General features: G+C 42.3%; 18 protein-coding genes. 11 read left to right on the forward strand and 7 right to left on the reverse strand.

The genetic code is table 11. The features are described 5' to 3' along the window. The first annotated feature begins 224 nt into the window (after positions 1–224). Positions 225–2,255 carry a M61 family metallopeptidase gene (locus AK824_RS01760; protein ID WP_082624536.1) on the forward strand — a complete coding sequence of 677 codons (2,031 nt, stop codon included), beginning with the start codon at positions 225–227 and terminating at the stop codon, positions 2,253–2,255. Between the two features lie 191 nt (positions 2,256–2,446). Here AK824_RS01760 and AK824_RS01765 read toward each other — a convergent pair whose 3' ends face one another. Further along, positions 2,447–3,277 (reverse strand): CopM family metallochaperone, encoded by an 831-nt coding sequence (locus tag AK824_RS01765; protein ID WP_057758285.1) that lies wholly within the window; start codon positions 3,275–3,277, stop codon positions 2,447–2,449. A 213-nt stretch (positions 3,278–3,490) separates the two neighbouring features. After that, a complete protein-coding gene (locus AK824_RS01770; protein ID WP_057758286.1) occupies positions 3,491–4,105 on the reverse strand; it encodes a pseudouridine synthase in 615 nt (204 codons plus the stop codon). Between the two features lie 438 nt (positions 4,106–4,543). Here AK824_RS01770 and icd point away from each other — a divergent pair, with 438 nt between their 5' ends. After that, complete coding sequence (gene icd / locus AK824_RS01775) at positions 4,544–5,803, forward strand: NADP-dependent isocitrate dehydrogenase (RefSeq protein ID WP_057758288.1); 1,260 nt, start codon at positions 4,544–4,546, stop codon at positions 5,801–5,803. 233 nt (positions 5,804–6,036) lie between these two features. On the opposite strand, the gene AK824_RS01780 is transcribed toward icd, so the two are convergent. Next, on the reverse strand, positions 6,037–8,256 hold the full coding sequence (locus AK824_RS01780; RefSeq protein WP_057758290.1) for an NADP-dependent isocitrate dehydrogenase: 2,220 nt from the start codon (positions 8,254–8,256) through the stop codon (positions 6,037–6,039). Positions 8,257–8,863: 607 nt separating this feature from the next. On the opposite strand from AK824_RS01780, the gene AK824_RS01785 reads away from it, so the two are divergent. The 6 genes from AK824_RS01785 to AK824_RS01810 all read left to right on the forward strand — a co-directional run bounded on the left by AK824_RS01785 (position 8,864) and on the right by AK824_RS01810 (position 16,613). Continuing rightward, positions 8,864–10,198 carry a GNAT family N-acetyltransferase gene (locus tag AK824_RS01785; protein WP_057758292.1) on the forward strand — a complete coding sequence of 445 codons (1,335 nt, stop codon included), beginning with the start codon at positions 8,864–8,866 and terminating at the stop codon, positions 10,196–10,198. Between the two features lie 86 nt (positions 10,199–10,284). Then, positions 10,285–10,785, forward strand: coding sequence for a chorismate--pyruvate lyase family protein (locus tag AK824_RS01790; RefSeq protein WP_057758294.1), 501 nt, complete (start codon positions 10,285–10,287; stop codon positions 10,783–10,785). 551 nt (positions 10,786–11,336) lie between these two features. After that, complete coding sequence (glyA, locus tag AK824_RS01795; RefSeq protein WP_057758295.1) at positions 11,337–12,593, forward strand: serine hydroxymethyltransferase; 1,257 nt, start codon at positions 11,337–11,339, stop codon at positions 12,591–12,593. A 410-nt stretch (positions 12,594–13,003) separates the two neighbouring features. Continuing rightward, positions 13,004–14,539: an alanine/glycine:cation symporter family protein gene (locus AK824_RS01800; protein WP_057758297.1), complete on the forward strand. Its 1,536-nt coding sequence runs from the start codon at positions 13,004–13,006 to the stop codon at positions 14,537–14,539. A gap of 327 nt (positions 14,540–14,866) precedes the next feature. Continuing rightward, positions 14,867–15,550, forward strand: coding sequence for a hypothetical protein (locus AK824_RS01805; protein WP_057758299.1), 684 nt, complete (start codon positions 14,867–14,869; stop codon positions 15,548–15,550). Then, on the forward strand, positions 15,528–16,613 hold the full coding sequence (locus AK824_RS01810) for a helix-turn-helix domain-containing protein (RefSeq protein WP_057758301.1): 1,086 nt from the start codon (positions 15,528–15,530) through the stop codon (positions 16,611–16,613). The genes AK824_RS01805 and AK824_RS01810 overlap by 23 nt, the downstream gene beginning before the upstream one ends. Before the next feature lie 115 nt (positions 16,614–16,728). Here AK824_RS01810 and gltS read toward each other — a convergent pair whose 3' ends face one another. The 4 genes from gltS to AK824_RS01830 form a co-directional block, all read right to left on the reverse strand. Beyond that, the gene (gltS, locus tag AK824_RS01815; protein WP_057758303.1) at positions 16,729–18,003 is read right to left on the reverse strand and encodes a sodium/glutamate symporter; all 1,275 of its coding nucleotides are present in this window, start codon (positions 18,001–18,003) and stop codon (positions 16,729–16,731) included. A 138-nt stretch (positions 18,004–18,141) separates the two neighbouring features. Beyond that, positions 18,142–18,591, reverse strand: coding sequence for a barstar family protein (locus AK824_RS01820; RefSeq protein ID WP_227511185.1), 450 nt, complete (start codon positions 18,589–18,591; stop codon positions 18,142–18,144). 1 nt (position 18,592) lies between these two features. Further along, positions 18,593–19,345 carry a ribonuclease domain-containing protein gene (locus AK824_RS13735; protein WP_057758305.1) on the reverse strand — a complete coding sequence of 251 codons (753 nt, stop codon included), beginning with the start codon at positions 19,343–19,345 and terminating at the stop codon, positions 18,593–18,595. Between the two features lie 121 nt (positions 19,346–19,466). Continuing rightward, positions 19,467–20,768, reverse strand: coding sequence for a glutamate-5-semialdehyde dehydrogenase (locus tag AK824_RS01830; protein WP_057758307.1), 1,302 nt, complete (start codon positions 20,766–20,768; stop codon positions 19,467–19,469). Between the two features lie 431 nt (positions 20,769–21,199). On the opposite strand from AK824_RS01830, the gene AK824_RS01835 reads away from it, so the two are divergent. The 3 genes from AK824_RS01835 to AK824_RS01845 all read left to right on the forward strand — a co-directional run bounded on the left by AK824_RS01835 (position 21,200) and on the right by AK824_RS01845 (position 23,782). Further along, positions 21,200–21,505: a hypothetical protein gene (locus tag AK824_RS01835; RefSeq protein ID WP_057758309.1), complete on the forward strand. Its 306-nt coding sequence runs from the start codon at positions 21,200–21,202 to the stop codon at positions 21,503–21,505. A gap of 348 nt (positions 21,506–21,853) precedes the next feature. After that, entirely contained in the window at positions 21,854–22,651 is a 798-nt protein-coding gene (locus AK824_RS01840) for an ABC transporter ATP-binding protein (RefSeq protein ID WP_057758311.1), read from the forward strand. A 330-nt stretch (positions 22,652–22,981) separates the two neighbouring features. Continuing rightward, positions 22,982–23,782, forward strand: a complete 801-nt coding sequence (locus AK824_RS01845) for a transporter substrate-binding domain-containing protein (protein WP_179799075.1) — start codon at positions 22,982–22,984, stop codon at positions 23,780–23,782. The last annotated feature ends 136 nt before the right edge of the window (positions 23,783–23,918 follow it).

Raw genomic sequence — 23,918 nt, forward strand, 5'->3', positions numbered from 1 at the left:
CATCAGTTTATTAAAGTAACTTTAGCAGTTAGCATCTTTAATTGAGATGGCCCACATAACTTTCAAGGCAAAAAACATAAAAAATGCCAATTAATGCCACAATTTACAATAATAACTGCTATTTTCTATAGTTAATGCATAGCTATTGGCTATTCATGGTTTAGGAGTTGCTTTTTTAGAGCAGGACTTCTAGCATAATTATAAAAATAAGGACGAGAGATACGATGACTGCATTTGCCAATACCACTACTAAACAACCAGTGAGCAATGTTTCAACCAATCACGATGCTACTAAGGCTAAAACGATAGCTGATATAAGCTATCAATTTGGTTTTGCTCGTTTCTACGAGCATTTGGTCGATGTGTCACTGAGCTTTACAGCAGTATCCGATGCGCCGCAGCTTTGGTTACCAGCATGGATACCAGGCAGTTATCTGATGCGTGAGTTTGCCCGAAACATCACTGCGGTACACTATCAAGTAATAGAAGCTCAAACAGCGGATAGTGACAAGCAACCAGAGACTTATCGCGCGCAAAAAATTGACAAAAACACATGGCAGCTGCCAGCGATGCAAGCAGGGCAGACGGTCATCGTCGAGTACGAAGTCTATTGCTATGATTTATCCGTGCGTACGGCCTACGTCGATCAGCAACGACTTTACGGTAATTTCACCTCACTTGCGCTCGCCGTCGAAGGGCAAGAGCAAGCACCTGCCCAAGTTAGCTTAATCGTTCCTGAGACATTTTTTGCAGACAAAGAAAGTAGCAAAGTACTGTTGGCTTGTGGGTTGGACACTACGCACCTGCAGATTGATCAACAGCAAAAAGGCCGTCAGCAAGCGAACCGTCAGCACATCTATAAGTTACAGGCAGCCAATTATCACGAGCTGATTGATTATCCATTCGAAATCGCAGAACAAGAAAAGTTTGATTTTATTATTAACGATAATGAGCATCAGACGCTACATCATAGCTTTTACCTATCAGGTAAGCAGAATGCTAACCTAGGTCGATTACAGCAGGATATTACTCAGATTTGTCAGACCTACGTAGATTGGTTAGGCGATGCGCCATTTGACGATTATACCTTTATGACCTTTGCCAGTGGTCAAGACTATGGTGGGCTTGAGCATATCAACTCTACTAGCCTTATCACCCCGCGCAATGACTTACCCAGCACTAATGAGCCAAAGTTACCAAGTACAGATTATCAGCGATTTTTAGGCTTATGTAGCCATGAGTATTTTCACTCATGGTGGGTGAAGACGGTGCGTCCTGATGTCATGATCGATGTCGATTTGCGTCGTGAAGCATTTACGCCATTACTTTGGGTATTCGAAGGGTTTACGTCTTATATCGATGATTTTATGTTGCAAGCATCAGGCGTGATTGATAAAGCCAATTATCTGCGACTGCTAGCCGAGCAAATCAATCGCTACTATCAAACCCCAGGGCGTGGCAATCAAAGCGTGGCAGAGTCGAGCTTTGATGCTTGGATTAAACTGTATCGTACCGATGAAAATACAGGCAATGCGGGTATCAGCTACTATAATAAAGGCGCGTTGGTAGCTTTATGTCTAGACCTAATCTTACTCAAAAATAGTGATGGTCGTTATCGTTTGTTTGATGTGGTCAAAGCTTTTTATACTCAGGCCAAGCAGAACGACAGTAAGCGGATTGGTATCAGTAGTGCTGACATGGGCTCCGTCATTGAGCAGTTTATGCCGCTAGCAGAATGGGAAGATTTTGAACGCCGTTATGTCAATGGGGTAGAAGAGCTGCCAATTGAAGCGTTGCTAGTGGCAAACGGTGTCAAAATACAGGCGAATACCAAAGAAACGGCTGACAAGCATGTGCCTTGGGGTATGCGATGTAACGAAACGCCAGCTGGACTCAAGGTAAATCGTGTGATGCGAGATAGCGTTGCTGCCAGAGCTGGTATCTCAGCGCATGACGTTATTATCGCGATTGACGGTATCAAAGCAGATACGAAACAACTTACCACTTTGGTTAATACAGCGCATCCTGTTGAATGTTATTTGTTCCGCCGTGATGAGCTAATGTGTGTTCAGATTCAACCCGAAACGACAACTAAAGTTAAGCTGCGAGATGAGACAACTGGCATGACTGGAGCAGTACCTCCTCACAAAGTAAGCCTACGCTTAGCAAAAGGAGATAAGACTCTAGAGAATGATAATGAGCCATTAAAAGGTGAGGCAGGTTGGGAGACATGGCTCAATGTTATGAAGCGATAGCCTCGATGCTATATAAAATACCTTTCCATACGAAAAACCCCTCCATATAAAAAACCCTCTTCCGAGCATTCATGCTTAGAAGAAGGTTTTTATAATCTATAATATTGTAGATATGTCCAAGCAACTTAAATGCTCGATAGGTCAGAGGTTGGCAAGAAGATATACGTTTACTGCTCTTTAGCTTTATTATCTCAGCTATCTAGATTCTTATTAACGGTAGTTTCAGGCTCAATATTTTCATCTACAGAGCTATCGTCATCGTTGCTACTTGCAGCCTCAAGCGCAGCAATCCAGTTTTTCATCACATCAATTTCAGTTTGCTGGTTATCAATGACATCTTGCGCCAACTGACGCATTTCTTCATCTGTCCCATATTCGAGCTGAACTTTTGCCATATCAACAGCGGCAATATGATGCGGTAGCATGCCGCGTGCAAATGCCATATCAGGTACAGGATCAGACACGCCCAAAGTCATTTTGCCATGCATATTTTCCATGCTTTTAGCATATGCTTGCTGCATCGCCATAGTATTTGGCTTAGGTTTGGCAGCATCAGGATGGCTAGCTAACCATTTGTTTAAGACATCGATTTCAGTTTGCTGTGCCGTAATGACATCTTGAGCAAGCTGGCGCATCGCTTCGTCAGTACCATACTTCAGCTCTATTTTTGCCATATCTACCGCGCCGCGATGATGTCCCAACATGCCTTTAGCAAAAGCGGTATCAGGATCGTTATAACCCATCCCAATCATCATCTCGTCATACATTCTAGTCATCGATCTCGTATAGTCTCTGAGCATGTCACTCATTTGAGACTCATCATTGACACTGTTATCGCTGTCATTTGTTAGAGTGTCGTCTGCCATACCGTCATGCTCAGCATGTGGCATCTCAGTCACTGGCGGTGAGGTTTCTTCTACAGGATTTGATTGGTTGTCCTCAGTCGTTGGCTGACAGGCGCTCAATAAAAGCGCCGCAGAAATGCTAGTGACCAACGAAAGAAAACGACGAGAAGCAATCATGACATATCCCTATTGTGAAAAAACCAAACGATAAATGGATAATACCTATTATACATAATCAATTACGTGCTGAATGTTAGCAGATAAACCTTACCCATTCGAGACACTATGTTTAACAGGTCGTAATATATTAGTGTCAGAGCTTTATATTCGTGGCTAAACAACTAAACAGTGTGAATTAACCAACAATATATAAACTTAAAACCATCTAAACTAGCTAGAAATACCTAGCTGACGACAATGTTCGCTATTTAGATGAACGCGTACAAACTCTCCAACAGCTAAATCACCTAGCTCAAATCCTGCCACTGACCAACGTATCAAACGCAGACAAGGCAGACCGACGTGCGCTGTCATACGTCTGACTTGGCGATTTTTCCCTTCATATATTGTTAGTATCAGCCATGAGTCCGGTACACTTTTACGCTCACGTATTGGTGGATTGCGCTGCCAGAGCACCATCGGTAGCTCACTTTCACTGACATGTTTGACCTCGGCAGGTAGCGTTTTACCGTCTTTTAAAACCACGCCACGTTTAAGCTTATTGAGTTGCTCAGCAGTAGGAATTCCTTCTACTTGCACTAAGTAAGTCTTACCTTGTTTGCGCCCTGCATTGGCTTTTGGCGGATGAGTAATTGCTTTATTAACGCGACCATCATCGGTCAAAATCAGCAAGCCCTCCGAAGTGGCATCTAGCCTACCAGCAACTCGCAAAGCCTTGTCAGTAAAGTATTGCGATAGGGTGGCGTGGTCGTTGTTACTGTCATCTCTAAACTGACTTTGTACGCCGTAAGGCTTGTTGAATAAGATGAGACTAGACGTAGACATAAAACGGTGTTTCCTAGTTTTAGATGATTAATGGATCATTGTAGCGTATGTTTTGTAATGCAGAGCTAGTATTAAGCAACAAGACTAAAGGCGATATATTTAATGTGCTGTATGCCACATGACCTGCTACAAAAGTAGGACAGCGCTTGTATAAATTTGCTGTTATCCTAAATCCGTATTCTGATAGTGGTATTTATATTTCTGATATAGAAAAATCTACTATCTGCAAGCGGCAATCATTGTTTGGGTCTCTATTTTAATTTTTTTAGCTTAAAGCTATCTTTCATATTGTTCAAATCAATGCCGCAAGTGGCGTACTCATAAAGGCTTTGCTTAACCGATAAGCGCTCAGAGCGTTAAAACTATAATAAAACGGTTAGCATAACAAAGTGTCTAGTTCGCTTGCGACGTCCAATATACAACCAAGGAGTATCATCGATGTCATATGATAAGGTTATCGTGCCAAGAGACGGTGAAAAAGTGACTGTAAACGCAGATTTAACATTAAATGTTTCCAATCATCCGATTATTCCGTTTGTGGAAAGTGATGGAATCGGTGTAGATATCACGCCTGTCATGATAAAAGTAGTCAATGCTGCGGTTGATAAAGCGTATCACGGCAAGAAGTCTATCATTTGGATGGAGACGTATCTTGGTGAAAAAGCAGCGAAAGTATATGACGGCGACTATTTGCCAAGCGAGACGCTAGAGATTCTAAAAGACTATGTCATTAGTATCAAGGGTCCATTGACTACGCCAGTGGGTGGTGGCTTTAGCTCATTAAACGTCGCAGTGCGCCAAAACCTCGACCTGTATGTCTGTCAACGCCCCGTGCGCTGGTTTGAGGGCGTGCCAAGTCCAGTGCAGCATCCAGAGCTAACGAATATGGTTATCTTCCGTGAAAACACAGAAGATATCTACACGGGTATCGAGTGGAAAGCGGGCAGCGACGATGCCAAAAAAGTTATCAATTTCTTAAGAGATGAGATGGGGGTAACTAGTATTCGCTTCCCTGAAGACTGCGGCATCGGTATCAAGCCTGTCTCAAAAGAAGGTTCACAGCGACTCGTACGTAAAGCGATTCAGCATGCCATTGATAATGATTTGCCAAATGTGACTCTAGTGCATAAAGGCAATATCATGAAGTTCACTGAAGGCGCATTTAAGGATTGGGGTTATGAGCTAGCGGCAGAGCGTTTTGGTGCAGAGTTATTAGATGGCGGTCCATGGATGACCATGAAAAATCCGAAAACGGGTAACGATATTATTATTAAAGACGTCATCGCTGATGCGTTTTTGCAGCAGATTTTGATGCGTCCTGCAGATTATTCTGTAGTAGCAACGCTTAATCTGAACGGTGACTATATCTCTGATGCATTGGCCGCTGAAGTAGGCGGTATTGGTATCGCGCCTGGTGCAAACAAAGGCGGCGCGATCGCTGTTTATGAAGCGACGCACGGTACTGCGCCCAAGTACGCTGGTCAGAATAAAGTAAATCCAGGCTCACTGATATTGTCTGCTGAGATGATGCTTCGTGATATGGGCTGGACGGAAGCAGCTGATCTTGTCATTAGCGGTATCCAAGGGGCGATTGCCAATAAAACAGTCACCTATGATTTTGAGCGCCTGATGCCAGATGCTACCTTACTGAGTACTTCTGAGTTTGGTAAGGCGATTATTAAGCATATGGAAGCCTAAGACCACTTAAGCTCTCAGCATTCTATTTTATTGTTATGTACAAAAAGCCGCCTGATTATACAGGTGGCTTTTTTTATTTCACTCTTTATAAAGATTTTATAAAACACAAAAAAACACCCCAACGTTCGAAGACGGTTGAGGTGTTTTTTACTAAGACTTAAACTCGCTTAATCACTTCTGAGTATAAAACCCAAAGGCAATTAGGCTTAATGTCTAAGAGCAATCGCTTAAAATTATAGCGATGCTAATGTCTCGTTAAACAAAGCGCTTGGACGCATTGCTTTCTTAGCCAATTCTTCATCAGCATAGTAGTAGCCTTTGATATCTACTGGCTTGCCTTGAGCTTGGTTAAGCTCTTTAACGATGGCTGCTTCGTTCTCTTTTAGCTTTTGCGCGAATGGTGTAAATTGCGCTTTTAGCTCGCTATCTTTATCTTGCGCTGCAAGCTCTTCAGCCCAGTACATTGCTAGATAGAAATGGCTGCCACGGTTGTCGAGCTCGCCAGTTTTACGTGATGGCGACTTATCGTTTAGTAGCAGTTTTTCTGTTGCTGTATCTAGCGTGTCTGCCAAGATTTGAGCCTTAGCATTGTTGTCGTTGTTTGCAAGATGCTCCAACGATACCGTCAATGCCAAGAACTCACCAAGTGAATCCCAACGTAGATGGTTTTCTTCTGTCAGCTGCTCAACGTGCTTCGGTGCAGAACCACCAGCACCAGTTTCAAACAAACCGCCGCCTTTCATTAGTGGTACAACTGATAGCATTTTGGCACTAGTACCTAGCTCTAGGATAGGGAACAAGTCAGTTAGGTAATCGCGTAGGATGTTACCAGTCGCAGAGATAGTATCTAGACCACGAGCAACGCGCTCTAGGGTATAACGCATCGCACGAACCTGAGACATAATCTCGATATGCAAGCCAGTAGTATCATGATCTTTTAGATACGTTCTGACTTTTTTGATTAGCTCGTTTTCATGTGGGCGGTATGGGTCTAACCAGAAGATAACAGGCGTATTTGATTCACGAGCACGGCGTACAGCAAGTTTTACCCAGTCTTGGATAGGATCATCTTTAGTCTGACACATGCGCCAGATATCACCTTTCTCAACGCGTTTTTCGAGTAGTACTTCATCAGTATCAATATCGACGATACGTGCAATACCAGCATCGCTAGACTCAAAAGTCTTGTCATGCGAGCCATATTCTTCAGCTTTTTGAGCCATTAGGCCAACGTTAGGAACGGTACCCATGGTTTTTGGATCAAAGTTACCATGCCATTTGCAGAAGTTGATCATTTCTTGGTAAATACGCGCAAAGGTAGACTCTGGCATGACGGCTTTACAGTCATACATTTTGCCATCAGCACCCCACATTTTACCGCCTGAACGAATCATTGCTGGCATAGAAGCATCAACGATGACATCACTTGGTGAATGGAAGTTGGTGATACCTTTTGAAGAGTCAACCATGGCCAGACGTGGGCGATGCTCTTGACACGCATGTAGATCGCGCTCAATCTCTTCACGCTTTGAAGCTGGTAGCGTTGAGATCTTGTCGTATAAATCTGCCATACCGTTGTTGACGTTGATACCTAGCTCATCAAAGAAAGCGCCATGTTTCTCGAAAGCCTCTTTGTAGTAGATTCTAACCGCATGACCAAAGACGATAGGATGCGAGACTTTCATCATGGTTGCTTTTACGTGCAATGAGAACAAGATACCAGCTTCGCGGCAATCTTCCATTTCACGCTCATAAAACTCTAATAGTGCTTTTTTGCTCATGACCATCAGATCGATGACTTCTTTATCAAGCAAAGCAAGTTTAGGCTTTAATACTTTTTGAGTACCGTCATCAAGTAACAACTCCATACGTACCGTACGAGCTTTATCTAATGTCATAGATTGCTCGCCATCGTAGAAGTCGCCGCCATGCATGTGTGATACGTGCGTGCTTGACCATTGCTTCCATTCACCCATAGAGTGTGGGTGCTTGCGTGCATAGTTTTTAACTGCTTTAGGAGCACGGCGATCTGAGTTACCTTCACGGAGTACTGGGTTCACTGAACTGCCTAAGCTTTTGCCATAGCGCTTGCGTAGCTCTTTTTCTTCGTCAGTTTGTGGATCTTCTGGGAAGTTAGGGATAGCATAGCCTTTGCTCTGTAGCTCTTTGATAGCGGCTTTTAACTGCTGTACAGAAGCACTGATGTTTGGCAGTTTGATGATATTGGTGTTTGGATCTTGAGTCAGACGACCTAGCTCAGCTAAGTTGTCAGGAACACGTTGCTCTTCGGTCAAGTATTCAGGGAATTCAGCCAATATACGCGCTGCAACAGAGATGTCGCTGGTTTCAACTTCAACGCCTGCTGTTTTAGTGAATGCTTCGACAATCGGTAAGAACGACAGAGTCGCCAGCGCTGGGGCTTCGTCAGTTTTTGTATAAATAATTTTTGACATTTTAGTTAGATCTTCCTTTAGGCTGTAGTTAATAATAAAGCTCAAATATAGTGTTGAATATGCGTCAATGATACTATGCAATAATCCATGATATGGTTAGAACAAGTACTTCATATGTAGCTTCTTAGAAATTTTTAAGACAGGTCAGACATTTTCTTTTAATAATATTCATGAAAAAAGCATTTAAAGGCAACACGTTAACGGTCGGTGCAAAATCGCCTAAAAGTGAATCACTGACGCTACATTATAATCAATCCACTATAAATCCGATAGGATGTCAATCGTATACCATGAACTAAGTATACTGTTTTAGCTCGTATCCTATGGTTTCGAATTATACTAAGCTAATAACAACCTTATTCTACCAGTCATCGGCTTCGATATCATCTTTTCCATACAACTACTGTTTTTTCATGACGTTTTATATTGATCTCACCGCCCATGAGCGCAGTCGTACAAACCACCCGCGTTATCGTTGGTGGTTTTTTATTGGGTACGGATAAGTTTTTGCAAATTGTGACAGCAATGACGTAAAAATTTGCTAGTCTAGGTCATCAATAGATTGGTTATCGATAAATATATCGCGATTATAATAGTGACGGTGAATATGAGTTTAGAGTATGCGCTGATTAATGATACCAGCTGGCAGAGCCAAACAGAGTGGCAGACGTCAGATACCCCTTTTATGTCATTTGCTTTTTGGCAAGCGCTGACTGACACTGGAGCAATTGGTGAGCAGGCAGGGTGGCTACCAATATTTATTTTGGTACATCGTGTCGACGATGAGGCTGAGGATGCCGCACTGCAACCAGTCGCGGTGATGCCAGTATTTATAAAAGGTCATCATCGCGGTGAGTTTGTATTTGATCATGCATGGGCTGAAGCTTATGCGCGCTATGGCGTTGACTATTATCCGCGACTGGTCACTAGCGCACCATATACACCGATTACTGGTCAAAGGGTTTGGTTGGCAAAAGGTGAAACCTTAAATGAAGATATCCTCAGAACGGCCATCGCAGGTATCGATGATATTGCTCAACAAGTGGGCGCCTCAAGCTGGCATGGACTGTTTGTGACACCTGAGCTGGCCTCTAATGCCACTACATCTATGCCAACTGAAATTGATGTAGAGCTTGCCATAGCGGCTCAAGAAAGTGGCGTAGAGTCAGCTGTTATTGAGCTACCGATATTTGAGCGTCAAGGTTGCCAGTTCTTATGGCAAAACAAAGACTTGCTTAATGACAGTAAGCCATTTGCAGATTTCGATGCTTTTTTGATGACTTTAAAAGCTAAAAAGCGTAAAACCATTCGGGCTGAGCGCCGTAAAGTTGCCGAGCAAGGCATTAGCTGCCAGCGAAAGTGCGGTGATGCTATTAGCGACGCTGATTGGAAGGCTTTTTATCACTGTTATGCGATGACCTATGCAGTACGCGGACAGCAGCCTTATTTGACGATAGACTTTTTTATGGCATTGGCAGCGAGCATGCCTGAGCATATAATGCTTGCACAAGCACTCGACGCCAGTGGTGAGATTATCGCGAGTAGTTTGTTCTTATATGACAGACCTGATAGCGACAATGTTGATGGTGACAAGGCTGATGTCGATAATAATGCTACCTTATATGGTCGTTATTGGGGTGCGCTAGGTGAATATGACAGCTTGCATTTTGAGCTGTGCTACTACCAAGGTATTGAGTTTGCTATTGAGCAAGGGTTGATGTCTTTTGACCCAGGCACGCAAGGCGAGCATAAGCTAGTACGTGGTTTTATCCCAACCACGACACATTCTATCCATCGTATCTATGATCCGCGTTTTGTACCAGCGATTGGCGATTTTTGTGCCAGAGATCGGATGCATATGGCGCAGTATCGTCAGCAGGCCTTTGAGGCCTTGCCTTTTAATGCAGACAATATGCCTGAATTTGATGGCAGTGACTCATAGCAGTAATCAGCTTTAATTAACTCTGCTTCTATTTGCAAGCACCTTTTAACTGTTAAATACTCTCTAAAAAATACTAGCCATAAACTATGACCAGCAATTCTTTTAGTTCTACCAGTGGCCTACCTCCTACTGAACTCATACCTTGGCTCAATGCTGAAGGCTCTCTCACTGCGATATTAGAAGAGAAGGCGGGGCAGCCGCTGCGCGTAAAACGCAGCTTTGAAGGCTATCGTTCGCTGTCTTTAGGTCAAAAAAAGCAGCTGGGTGTACGAGGCATGATGCTAAATCGTCCAATGCTGGCATGGATACGGGAAGTGCAGCTATATGGTAATGATGACATGCCATGGGTGCAAGCACAGAGCATCTTTCCTTTAAACAGTTTAAAAGGTCAGTCTCGTCGTCTGCAGCATTTGAAGAACACACCTATCGGTTACGTGTTATTTAAGCGTCGACGTACCTTGCCAAATGAGCGTTTTATCAGTCATACCAGTGACGGTTGGCAACGACAAACGTGTTATGACTGGTATGGTCGCACGCTTATGATTAGTGAAACGTTCTTACCTGCGTTTTTAACTAGCGACCTATAAAAATATTACTAGGTTAACCTTGCTTGAGGTATTTAATATACATCTACACTCGGCTGCCTTGTACTACTTTTAAAGTGAATCGACTATATCTAGCGACGCTTAAAAATATTTTATGCCTAAAACAGCATAAAAGTGCAGGCAAGAGAAAAAATTCAGCGGGTAAATCCTTTATTTTATTGGCTATTTATCTGTGTTATATAGTCATTTAATTCGCTCATCTTAAGGTGAGGTTTTTTTGCGCTCACAGCACAAATTTTCATGTTACACTTAATGTTTCGCGATGATATTGATGCAAATGTACATCGATTTTATTGACGAATCAGTCAAGTTAATAACAGGTGAGTCGCCTGTATTTATTCTTATTTCAATCTTTGCTAATAGACTCCATTCACAATAATGGTCATACCATAAAACAGACTGCAGAAAAACAGCGTGTAAGGGTATTAATCGTACTTCAGCGACGTTGACGCAGTAGTTGTTTTATTGTGGGCAGGCTATAAGCTTCTTTTCAATGACGTTTTTTAATGACAGTCACTACTTAGGACATCACTATGTTTAAAGATATTTCTATCAAAGATTTTGATCCAGTACTTGCTGAAGCGATGGCCGCAGAAAGCGTTCGTCAAGAAAACCACATCGAGCTTATCGCCTCTGAAAATTACTGCTCACAAGCAGTGATGGAAGCACAAGGTACTGACCTTACCAACAAATACGCAGAAGGCTATCCTGGCAAGCGTTACTATGGTGGTTGTGAGCATGTGGACGTAGTTGAGCAACTAGCTATTGACCGTGCTAAAGAGTTGTTCGGTGCAGAGTATGTGAACGTTCAGCCGCATTCTGGTAGCCAAGCAAACTCAGCCGTATTTTTAGCATTGCTAGAAGCAAATGACACTGTACTAGGCATGAGCTTAGACGCTGGTGGTCACTTGACGCATGGCGCACACATCAACTTCTCAGGTTTGAACTACAATGCCGTACAATACGGATTGGTAGATGGCACTGGCCTTATTGATTATGACCAAGTAGAGAGCTTGGCGCGTGAGCATAAGCCAAAAATGATCATCGCGGGTTTCTCAGCATATTCACAAGTAGTTGATTGGCAGCGTTTCCGTGACATCGCGGATGAAGTAGGCGCGTATCTATTGGTCGATATGGCTCACGTTGCAGGCTTAGTTGCTGGCGGTGTTTATCCAAACCCAGTACCTTTCGCTGATGTAGTTACAACGACTACGCACAAAACCCTACGTGGCCCACGCTCAGGTATGATTTTGGCACGTGATGAAGTACTGGCTAAAAAGCTAAACTCAGCCGTATTCCCAGGCAACCAAGGTGGCCCGTTGATGCATGTTATCGCTGCAAAAGCGGTTTGCTTTAAAGAAGCGTTAGAAGATAACTTTAAAACGTATCAGCAGCAAGTAGTGAAAAATGCGCAAGCAATGGCAAAAGTGGTTCAAGAGCGCGGCTATGAAGTCATCTCTGGTGGTACTGAAAACCATCTAATGCTGATCAGCCTCGTTAAGCAAGAAATGACGGGTAAAGAAGCGGACAAATGGCTTGGTGAAGCACACATCACTGTCAACAAAAACGCTGTACCAAACGATCCAAAATCACCATTCGTGACTTCTGGTATCCGTATCGGTACGCCAGCGATTACTACTCGCGGTTTTAACGAAGCACAAGCGGGTGAATTGGCAGGTTGGATCTGTGACGTACTAGACAGTCGCGGTGATGAAGCGGTTGCTACTGAAGTACGTGCTAAAGTAGAAGCTATCTGTGCAGAATTACCAGTCTATGCTAAAAATCAGTAAACTTTAGAATGGTAATAAAAAAAACCGCTAAGCTTTTGCTTAGCGGTTTTTTTGTTATTGCTCTTTATAAATATTAGAGAATTTAACGCAAACATGTATTGGTAGTGCTATTTAGCTCTTTTTAATTATATTTCAGTCTGTTGTTTAACTTGAAAATTATTACCGACATTTTTCGATAAATGCAGTGAGCTTGACTAAGTTTTCCTATTGGTTTTAAAGAGTTAAGTCGATATTTAATGAAGAAAAATGTGTAAATCCCTTTGTTTATACAAAAATATTAGTATATAGTCAGTATTGAACATTTAGTAATAATACTAATACAAATTATAATAAATAGTTACACTTTGTATTAGTATCGCTGTAATTGATTGAATAATTATATAAATATTATTTTCAATAGAGGGATTTACATGAAAAAACAATCTTTAGTCGCAACGATGCTATTACTCAGCACGACTCTTGCGCAAGCAGCAGAACAATCAGGTTTAGCAGCATTTGGAGCAGGTCTCGATGGCTTTATGTCCAATATATTTGGCTGGTTCGTCGACCTTATTTTCTTTTCAGTACCTCTTGGAGACGTCAGCTTCCCACTCATTGTGGGTTGGTTATTAGTTGCCGCACTCGTATTCACCCTTTACTTTGGATTTATTCAGTTTCGACAAATAGGCTTGTCTCTAGATATTGTCAGAGGCAAATATACCGATCCCAATCCCGCTAATAAAGAAGAAGGCGAGGTAAGCCACTTTCAAGCCTTAGCTACTGCGTTATCAGGTACTGTTGGTCTTGGTAATATCGCAGGCGTTGGTGCAGCACTTGCTATTGGTGGACCTGGCGCTACCTTTTGGATGATTATGGTCGGCCTATTCGGTATGGCGACTAAGTTTGTAGAATGTACGTTAGGTGTCAAATACCGTACGGTACTACCATCTGGCGTCGTATCAGGTGGCCCTATGTACTACCTAAGTCGCGGTATGGCTGAACGTGGTATGGGCGGATTAGGTAAGTTTCTGGCTGTTGGTTTTGCACTCATGTGTATATTGGCGACCTTTGGTGCCGGTAACATGTTTCAGGGTAACCAAGCCTTTGCAGTCATGAGCTCTACTTTTAGCATTCCAACGGATTACAGTGTATTCTTTGGTATTGGCTTAGCGTTTTTAGTCGGTATGGTTATCATTGGTGGTATGCCGCGCATCGCAACCGTTACCGAAAAAGTCGTACCTTTTATGGCTTTGTTATACATTACTATGGCGGTAATCGTACTGATTGCTAACTTTAATCATATCGGTACTGCATTTGGCGAGATTTTCTCGGGTGCCTTCACTGGTGCTGGTGTGGCTGGTGGCTTTATTGGCGCATTGATTCAAGGTTTAAAACGTGCAACTTTCTCTAACGAAGCGGGTGTTGGTTCAGCCGCTATTGCTCACTCAGCAGTAAAAACTAAAGAGCCTGCTACTGAAGGTCTAGTAGCGCTATTAGAGCCTTTTATTGATACGGTTGTTATCTGTACGATGACGGCGCTTGTTATTACTATCTCTGGGGTGAACACTGCCGCAAACTTACAAACCCAAGCGCTGACTGGTGTGGATCTAACCCGTGCAGCCTTTATGGAAACGGCGCCTATCTTCCAGTATTTCCTAGCTGTCGCGGTATTGTTGTTTGCTTTCTCAACGATGATTTCATGGTCATATTATGGTCTAAAAGCTTGGACTTACCTTTTCGGTGAAGGTAAAGGCGGCGAGATGATATACAAACTTATCTTCTTAATCTTCGTTGTTATCGGTACCATCGTACAGTTTAGCTTCGTTATCGACTTCTCAGATGCGGCTCTGTTCGCTATGGCTATCTTTAACATCATCGGTCTGTACTTCTTGATGCCAATTGTGAAAAGAGAGGTTAATTCTTTCATAGCTCGTGTGAAAAGTGGTGAAATTAAAAAGTATAAATAATGGGTTTGATTGAACACTCTATTATAACTTGATAATTAAAAAAGCCCGCCAAGATGATTCTTGGCGGGCTTTTCGATGTCTAGTATTTGTTATTTGCTAGATAGCTATTAAGTTTTAGATAGAAGCAATCTGTAAAGAGTTGCCTGTTTATACAAGAAAACCCCATAGCTTTTGTTAGGTGGTTTTTTATTGCTTACGTACAAAATTTCAAATATATACTTTGTATTTAGTGGTTGCATACATACACACTTAAAAAGTAGTTAGTTCTTGTTTTTCTCCCTCATTTGAGGTTAAAATAGTGGAACTAATATTGATAAAGGAAGAAAAATGCACGCTTATAAAGTTGAACATATCACCCAGTCAAATGAACCTAAGGATGATAGTGATTTCAAAAAAATTGGTCTTCCTTATGAAGTGTTTGAGAAGGCAGTAGATGCAGCATTTAGAGCTTACCAACGTGAAGACAATAGTTTTTCCACAAAATCAGCAGCAGGGTACAATGCTTGGAATTATGCTGTGAAAGAATTAAGGCTAAAGGCGTTAGAACATAGTTGGGGAGTGCCTTTCGAGAGTAATGGTATTGAAGGTATTAAAAGCCCACTTAGAAAAATTACAATTATTGTTAATTCAGGCAATAAGAATACTGGTATTAAAGATAAAGAGCCAAAACCTAAAAATCAAAAAGGTTCGGGCTATAATGTTCTGATGAGTGATAATTTAGATTTATTCACTTCTTGTGATGACTTATTTGACGCAAACTCTATTACTGAAGAATCTACTGATCCAAATCAAACGTGGTTACTTCTTTTTCATATTGACGAGAGGAAGGAAGAAATTAGATTTGAGCTATTACTGCCTACAAAGATAGAGAATAGAATTATTTCTGGCTATAAAAAGCGAATTATTTTGTCACCTATTGATATTTCGAATAAGCCTAAATTTACATCCGTAACGAGTGAAGAAGACTCAACTGTAGGGATTGATTTTGATGTGCCTAGAAAGAGTGGATAAAGAGTTCAATCCTGATAGATTTAAAATTGCAAGACTAAGACGCAAGATGACATATAGGAGGCTTGCTGAGCAAACAGGGTTGTCTTCAAAAACGATATCTAAATACGAGAAAGATGGTATCAACAACCCGCCTTCTAGTGAGTCTTTGAAGAAAATATCGCAAGTTCTTAGTTATCCTGCACAGTTCTTCTTTGAAGATGATATTGATGAAATATCTACTGAGACAGTTTCATTTCGTGCATTAAGTAAAATGACAGCTGCACAAAGAGATGCTGCTATATCTGCTGGACGACTTAGTCTCATCGTCAATAATTACATACAAGACAATTTTGAACTTCCTAAACAAGATTTTATAGATTTAAGAGGTTGTGATCCTGAGATAGCAGCAGAGACAATTAGAGAGCATTGGGCGCTTGGAAGTAAGAAGATAGGTAATTTGATACATCTATTAGAATCAAAAGGTGTTCGTGTTTTTTCATTGTCAGAAAATACTCTAGATGTGGATGCTTTTTCTTTTTGGAAAGATGGCTTGCCATTTATTTTTCTTAATAATAGAAAGTCAGCAGAACGTAGTCGGTTTGACGCTGCCCACGAATTAGGACATTTACTACTGCACAAGCATGCTTCACCTTTCGATGACTCTATTGACGTTTCATTATCTCCTAGTCGAGTTGCTGAACAGGAAGCTGATAATTTTGCTTCTGCATTCTTGATGCCAAAGGCAAGTGTTGCAAATGCTATTCCTAACTATATAACTATAGAGGACATCATTGAACTAAAAAGTAGGTGGTCAGTCTCCGCTGTTAGCTTAATATTTAGACTACATAAAGTTAATCTTATTACAGAATGGCAGTATAGAAAACTTATGGAGGAAGCTTCAATAAGGGGGTATAGAAAGGAAGAGCCTCAGCCTATTCCTAGAGAAAAATCTTTAATATTTGAAAAGATAATGCCAGTGTTAGCTAAGGAAGGTTTGGGCGTAAAATCCTTTGCTAAAGAATTGAAATTACCTCTAGATGAAGTAACCAATTTAATGTTTATGCCAAGTCTTATAGCGCGCTAATACACGAACAATACTCTAATTAGTATTATTATCATTGCACAAAATAAAGCCCCGATTATAAAAATATAATCGGGGCTTATTCACATTAAATCAGTCTAACTTTCTACTAAGTAGCCTACATAAACGGCAACTTCGTAAAAATCTGCAATATCGTGGCATTGACGATATCAACAAAGAACGCACCTACCATTGGCACAATCAAGAATGCTTTAGGTGAAGGTAGGTAACGATCAGTGACTGCCTGCATGTTCGCAATCGCTGTCGGTGTCGCACCCATACCAAAACCACAATGGCCCGCTGATAATACAGCTGCGTCGTAGTCTTTACCCATAATTTTAAAGGTAATGAGGTAGACGTAGATAATCATAATGATAGTCTGTACAACCAATATGACTAATACAGGGCCTGCCAAATCGGTTAATTGCCAAAGTTTTAAAGACAATAAAGCCATCGCTAAAAATAGGCTTAAAGACGCATTACCAAGTACATCAATTGAGCGGTCAAACATATCAAAATTGAAGACCATCGTCAGCACATTGCGAATGATGACGCCGCCTGCCAGTGCCCATACGAAAGTAGGCAGCTCAAACCATGTACCTTCAGCAACGATGGCCATCACATCGGCAAAAGCCAAAGCACCTGCGAATAGTGCCAAGGTTTCGATAGTAGAAGAAGCGGTGATAAAGCGCATGCTATCAGGTCTTTCAAAGATATCTTTATTACTACCTGCAGACTCTTCATCATGTTTGGTGCTATATAACGATTGTGCACCAGCAACTTTTTCGATATCGCTAGGATCAGGGTTGGCTGGCGTTGGTTTTAGTCCAAGTCGATTAATCAAGCGACGGGCAACAGGACCGCCAACGATACCACCCGCGACCAAACCATAAGTAGCAACCGCAATACCAAGCGTCGTCGCACCGACCACGCCGTAGTCTTGTTCTAACGTAATGCCCCAAGCGCCTGCTGTACCATGACCACCCGTTAGAGCGATAGACCCTGTCACTAGACCGAGCAAAGGATCAAGTCCCAATGCACTTGCCATGGCCACACCAACGACGTCCTGCAATACAATAAACACTGAAACAACGATAGTAAAAATTAGTAATGGTGTGCCGCCTGCTTTTAATCGACTAAAATCAGCGCTCAGACCGATGGACGCAAAGAACATCAACATGGTGGCGGTCTGCAGCCCTTGATGAAAGTTAAAACTATATCCCCAAACCATATTGAGAGCATAGACAACAATCGCCGCGACCAAACCACCAGCAACCGGTTCTGGAATATTAAAGTCCTCTAAAAACTTGACCCTCCGCACCAAAAACCGCCCAAGCAGCAGCACTAAGGTGGCCAATATCAGGGTGTAATAACCGTTTAAGGTAATCTCCATAGGTTAATCCTTTCTATAAAATAAATTAACCTGAATTCGGGATAAATATGGCTTTATCTCGAATTCAGGTTTCTATGATGACGAATAATTATCGGTGACTATCGGCGGTCAAGCTTGCAATATATAGGCTTTTAATGACTAATTTTCTAACGCATAAGCTTCATCCTCAGATGGCACGATGACCCACAATTGTGGTTTGCCAAATTCTCTAAAGGCATCCTCAATGATGCTTTTAAAGACATTGAAGTCCTCAGTGTTTATCCTTTTGACGTCTGTCAAATCCAGCCTTAAATGAATTGCCTCACTGTCTGTTAGACAATCCCATGCACTGTCCCAGTTGTGTGAAAAATAACTAGGAAAGTCACAAGCCTTGCCTAAACTCGTCAATAGCTCAGTTTTTTCGAGCGTGTCACCTACGGCTATAGTAACAGCCTGCGCAGGAATGCTAGTACCCAGTGCTGTACCGTTTTGGTTAATGTGGTCTTGCTTCACGTGGCTTTGATTAACGTAGTGAATGGCTTGGTTCGTACTGTCTCGATTCATATCGGCTTTGTCCGTATTCGCTTGTTTCATATTCGCTTGTTTCACATTAAGGCACCTGTAGTCTTTGGAAGCTATCATAGTGATCGACAGTCAAGTAATAGACAGTAGGCGGGTTACCACCTGTGACGATACGCCGTGCGCCGCGGTGAGACACACCAGGGGTGGGTACGGTATATTCGCGGTAGTAGCCTTGTGACTGGGCGGGTAGTCTGCCTTCACGATTATAAAACGTCGTACCATCTTTATTTGGATACGGAAACGGGCCGCCTTGCTGAATAAGCGCAATCGTATTATCAACCTGTGCATCACCCGTTATACCAGCAGTAGTGGTTTGGCTCGTATTATTAGTGACGTCTTGCGATACCGTTGTCGGCTCGATACTATCAGCAAGCAATGTCGAATTTAAATCGCCGAAAAAATAGAAAGCGACGGCGATGATAGCGATGAGGCTAAATAGCGTAGAGCCTAAGCTTCTTTTATTTGGTCTGCTGTTTTGACTGCTACGATTTGAGTTACGAGTGCTATGATGGCTATTTCTATTAGCGTTAGTAGGTGTATAGCTTGGAACATCTGATGCAGTATCTTGGTCAAGGCTCAATGAAGACGAGGTCACTTCAGTGGCTCTCAATTGGTTTTTGTCGTTACGGGCACTGTTAAAGTAGACACTTTGACCAACCGTTATAGGCTTCGCCAGTCGTGCTTTGCTAATATGAAAGAACACATCTTCACTTTGATTGTCTACATCGATAAAGCCATAGCCTTTATCTTCGTTCCAGTGCTTAATCTTGCCACTTTGCATGGTCGTACCGCTCCCTATAATTTAAATGCCTTAATTAAAATACTTATGATTCAAACGAAGAAACGCCAGCATAATTGCTGACGTTTCTGATTACTCGTTTCGATAGTCGATGCTAGTATGATTAAGCACGGGTTTCGCCATGACCATAAACGATCCATTTTTGTGAAGTCAGACCTTCGAGACCGACAGGGCCACGCGCATGGATTTTGTCCGTTGAAATACCAATTTCAGCACCGAGACCGTATTCAAAACCATCAGCAAAACGGCTAGAGGCGTTAATCATGACGCTGGCCGAGTCCACTTCACGGATGAAGCGTTGCGATTTGGTATAGTTATCAGTGATGATGACATCGGTATGATGGCTGCCGTGCGTATTGATATGCTCAATTGCCTCATCAATACCTGCGACCACTTTTACCGCTAGGATAGGAGCTAAATACTCAGTATCCCAATCCTCAGAAGTGGCAGCTGATAGATGACCTTTAAGCTTAGCATTTTCATTTAGGATAGCTTGCGATTTGTCATCAAGGCGTAGTTGCATTGCGTCATCAGCAGCGACGATGGCCTCTGCTATTTTAGGTAACAGCTCATTAGCGACTGCTTCATCGACCAGTAGCGTCTCCATCGTATTACAAGTGCCGTAGCGATGTGTTTTGGCATTGACACTGACTTTAATCGCAATCTCAGGATCCGCATCACTATCAATAAAGGTATGGCAGTTACCATCTAAATGCTTAATTACAGGTACTTTGGCATCGTTGCTGATACGCGCAATCAGACCTTTACCGCCACGTGGCACGATGACATCGACATATTCAGTCATGGTAATCAGCTCACCAACGGCTGCACGATCGGTCGTTTGTAGCACTTGCACGCTATGTTCCGATAGATCAGTATGGCTAAGAGCTTTAATGATACATTTGGCAATGGCTTGATTAGATTCAAAGGCTTCAGAACCACCGCGCAAGATAATGGCGTTACCTGATTTGAGTGCCAGTGATGCGGCCTCTAAAGTCACATTAGGGCGCGACTCATAAATCATACCGACTACACCAAGTGGCACCCGCATTTTGCCCAAATGAATCCCTGATGGCTGGTAGGTCATGTCAGTGACTTCACCGATTGGATCAGGAAGGCCAGCGACGTCTTTAAGACCTTGTAGCATACCGTTAAATCGTGCTTCGTTTAGCTCCAGGCGATCGAGGAGTGCACTATCAAGATTGTTTTTTTGACCGTTGTCCATATCGATTTTATTGGCAGCCAAGATGTCTTGTTTGGCATTGACCAGCTCATCATGAATGGCTAATAATGCTGAATTTTTATCGCCAGTGTTGGCAGCAGCCAGCGCGCGAGAAGCGGCTCGTGCTTGCTTGCCGACAGACTGCATATAGGTCGTAATATCCGTAGTATTCGATTGACTCATAAATTATTTTCCTTATGTGATACAGGTTTTTTATAACTAAAAGCGCCCAATTTTATATAGGTAAAAGTACCTAAAAAGGCGAAAAATGTCGCAAAAAAAGAAGTTTTGAATGCCTACTGAAATAGCGGTAGGTCATTATGCTATTTAACATAGAGCAGATTGAGACGATAGTAAAGATGATTTTGTGAACAGAATCCGCTTTGCAACGCTCTTGTAGGGGCTTATTCAAAGTTATATTGCTCATGCTAAGCAGTATTTATTTAAGATAAGCGCGTTATCAGTACTACACTATATCTTTACGTGTTTTTAACAGAATTGCGCTGTAAATACTAAGGTAGCTGCGAGATATCCTCAGTATAGTAAGCATTAAAACAGCAAGGCTATCAGTAGATAGTACTTAATCTTATTATGATGAGTGATGGAGAACGAACATGGCTACGAAAAATACAACTTATAAAAACTGGTTAACGGTTGGCTTGGTAGCAGGCGCTCTGGCATTAGGTGCTTGTAGCAAAAAAGACGATACACCGATGGAAACTGACGCTGATACTACTGTAGACGCCCAAACCTCTGTAGAAGAAAGTGCAACAGCGAGCGACAATGACGATGTGGCCGTTGCTAGTGCCGATGATGAGGGTATGGACGTTACCAATAACGATGATGTGGCAGTGGCGACAGCAGAAGATGCGGATATGATGGATGGTACTGAAGACTCAGAGCATGTATCGACGTACTAATCGCATATTATAGAATGTACTAGCGATATATTAAATGTACTAAGCACATACTATAAATAGGCAGTTATCAGATAACGCAACGTCTCGTATTCTAAAGTGATAAAATAAAGCCCAGAGCGATAAATGCAGTCTGGGCTTTTTTGTACTCGTAGTTTGTTAGAAGCTGATTAACCCGTTGGTTAAATACAATATTTGCCTTTTTACTGCGTAATAAGAGACAATATGGCATTTTTCTCTTTGCCTCATCAGGCATATTACGATAATGCATCTAGATGCTTGTACTATATATAGATATAGCTCTTATTTTATTCGTGTTTTCACTCATATTTATTGGAAGTCTGCTGAACCATGCTTGATACTGCAAAAAACCCGACTCGGCCTATCGCCCTAGACTTACAAGACATCCATAAAAGCTACGGCTCATTAGAGGTATTAAAAGGGGTATCCCTGACTGCCTATGATGGCGATGTTATCTCTATTTTGGGCTCATCTGGCTCAGGTAAGTCGACGTTGCTGCGTTGTATTAATCTTCTTGAAAACCCCAATCATGGTCGTATCTTGATCGGTAACGAAGAGCTGATGCTAAAACCTGCCAAATCAGGTGAGCTACAAGCAGCAGACGTAAAGCAGCTAGAAAGCTTGCGCGCTCGTGTGGGATTTGTCTTTCAAAACTTTAACTTGTGGCCGCATAAGACGATTTTACAAAACATCATTGAAGGGCCAACACAGGTCTTAAAGATTAAAAAAGACCAAGCAATTAGCGATGCAGAAAAGCTGCTCGATAAAGTCGGCCTGCTCGACAAAAAAGACGCTTATCCTGCCAACTTATCTGGTGGTCAGCGTCAGCGTGTCGCCATTGCTCGTGCACTTGCTATGCAGCCACAAGTTCTACTATTTGATGAACCAACCTCTGCGCTAGATCCTGAACTGGTCAACGAAGTGCTTGCGGTAATGCGCGAGCTAGCAGAAGAGGGACGTACGATGCTTATCGTTACTCACGAAATGCGCTTTGCCCGTGAAGTATCAAGCAAAGTCGTCTTTTTACATCAAGGTGTGGTTGAAGAAATTGGCACACCTGAGCAAGTCTTTGATAACCCTACCTCTGAGCGCGTCAAAGACTTTATGGCATCGCACCGTCCTACTTAATTATTAGTTTTTTGCTTAATGTCATGTCTAATACAAATGGTGGCAACACGCTTGCCACTATTTACCCTACCAAATGTAAAATCACTGTAACGTAACCATTGTTGACTGTTTATTGCCCAATGATAACTGTGAGTATGCAAAACGTTTGTTTTTGATATTTTACTCAGGTATTATCAAAAGGTTTATAGGCCGTCACGTCTCGTGGCTGTCTGTTATTCTGCTATCTATATTGCTTGTCTGGCAGGGACGTCAGAGAACAAAATATCAGAACCCTAAGTCAGAAAATCCTGTCAAAAACTTATGTAAAACCCATCAGAATTTAAGGAACGTATGATGTCGAATTCTCGCCTATTGTGGTCATCAATGACCGTTACTGCTGCATTGATGTTGAGCGCTTGTAGCCAACCTGCCGATGAAACAACCGATACCAACGCTGACGCCCCTGCAGCAGAAACCACTGGTAAAACCATTCGTATCGCTACCGAAGGCGCTTACCCTCCATTCAACTACACCAACGCTGACGGCAGCTTGGCAGGTTTTGATATCGATGTTGCCAACGCTTTGTGTGATCAAATGCAAGCCAAGTGTGAAATCGTTGCACAGGATTGGGACGGTATTATCCCAGGTCTATTGGCACAGAAATATGATGCTGTGATCGCAGGTATGTCTATCACCGCTGAGCGTCAAGAAAAAGTTGATTTCAGCGAGCCGTACTTTGCCAATACAATGGTATGGCTAACCAATACGGATGGTGGTTTTGATCCTATGGCGATTAAAGACGCAACGCTTGGCGGTCAACGCTCTACTACGCCAGGTGCTTATCTACAGGATAACTACGAAGGCAAAGAAGGCAACACCGTTCAGTTGTATGACAACTATGACAATGCCTATCTAGATCTAAAATCTGGTCGTAGCGATGCGGTATTGGCTGAAAAAGTTTCTGCCAAATCATGGTTAGCAGAAAACGCAGCGGGCTTCGGTATCGTTGGTGATGAAATTGATAACGATGACAATATTGCCATTGCTGTACGTAAAGGTGACTCACTCAAAGCTGACTTTGACAAAGCATTAAGCGAAATCCGTAGTAACGGTGAGCTTGCACGTCTTGAGCAGATGAACTTTGGTCAATAATGACTCACTGAAGATTTATGCTTAGAACAAGTAACGTTTGATGCGAGTAATGCTTAAAACCAAGCATGTTTTAAATAAACGGTGTTTATAAGCATAAATCAGCAAGCAGTGATTGACGATACAGCTGGTAAATATA

The sequence above is a fragment of the Psychrobacter sp. P11G3 genome, assembly GCF_001435845.1.
Taxonomy (GTDB): Bacteria; Pseudomonadota; Gammaproteobacteria; order Pseudomonadales; family Moraxellaceae; genus Psychrobacter.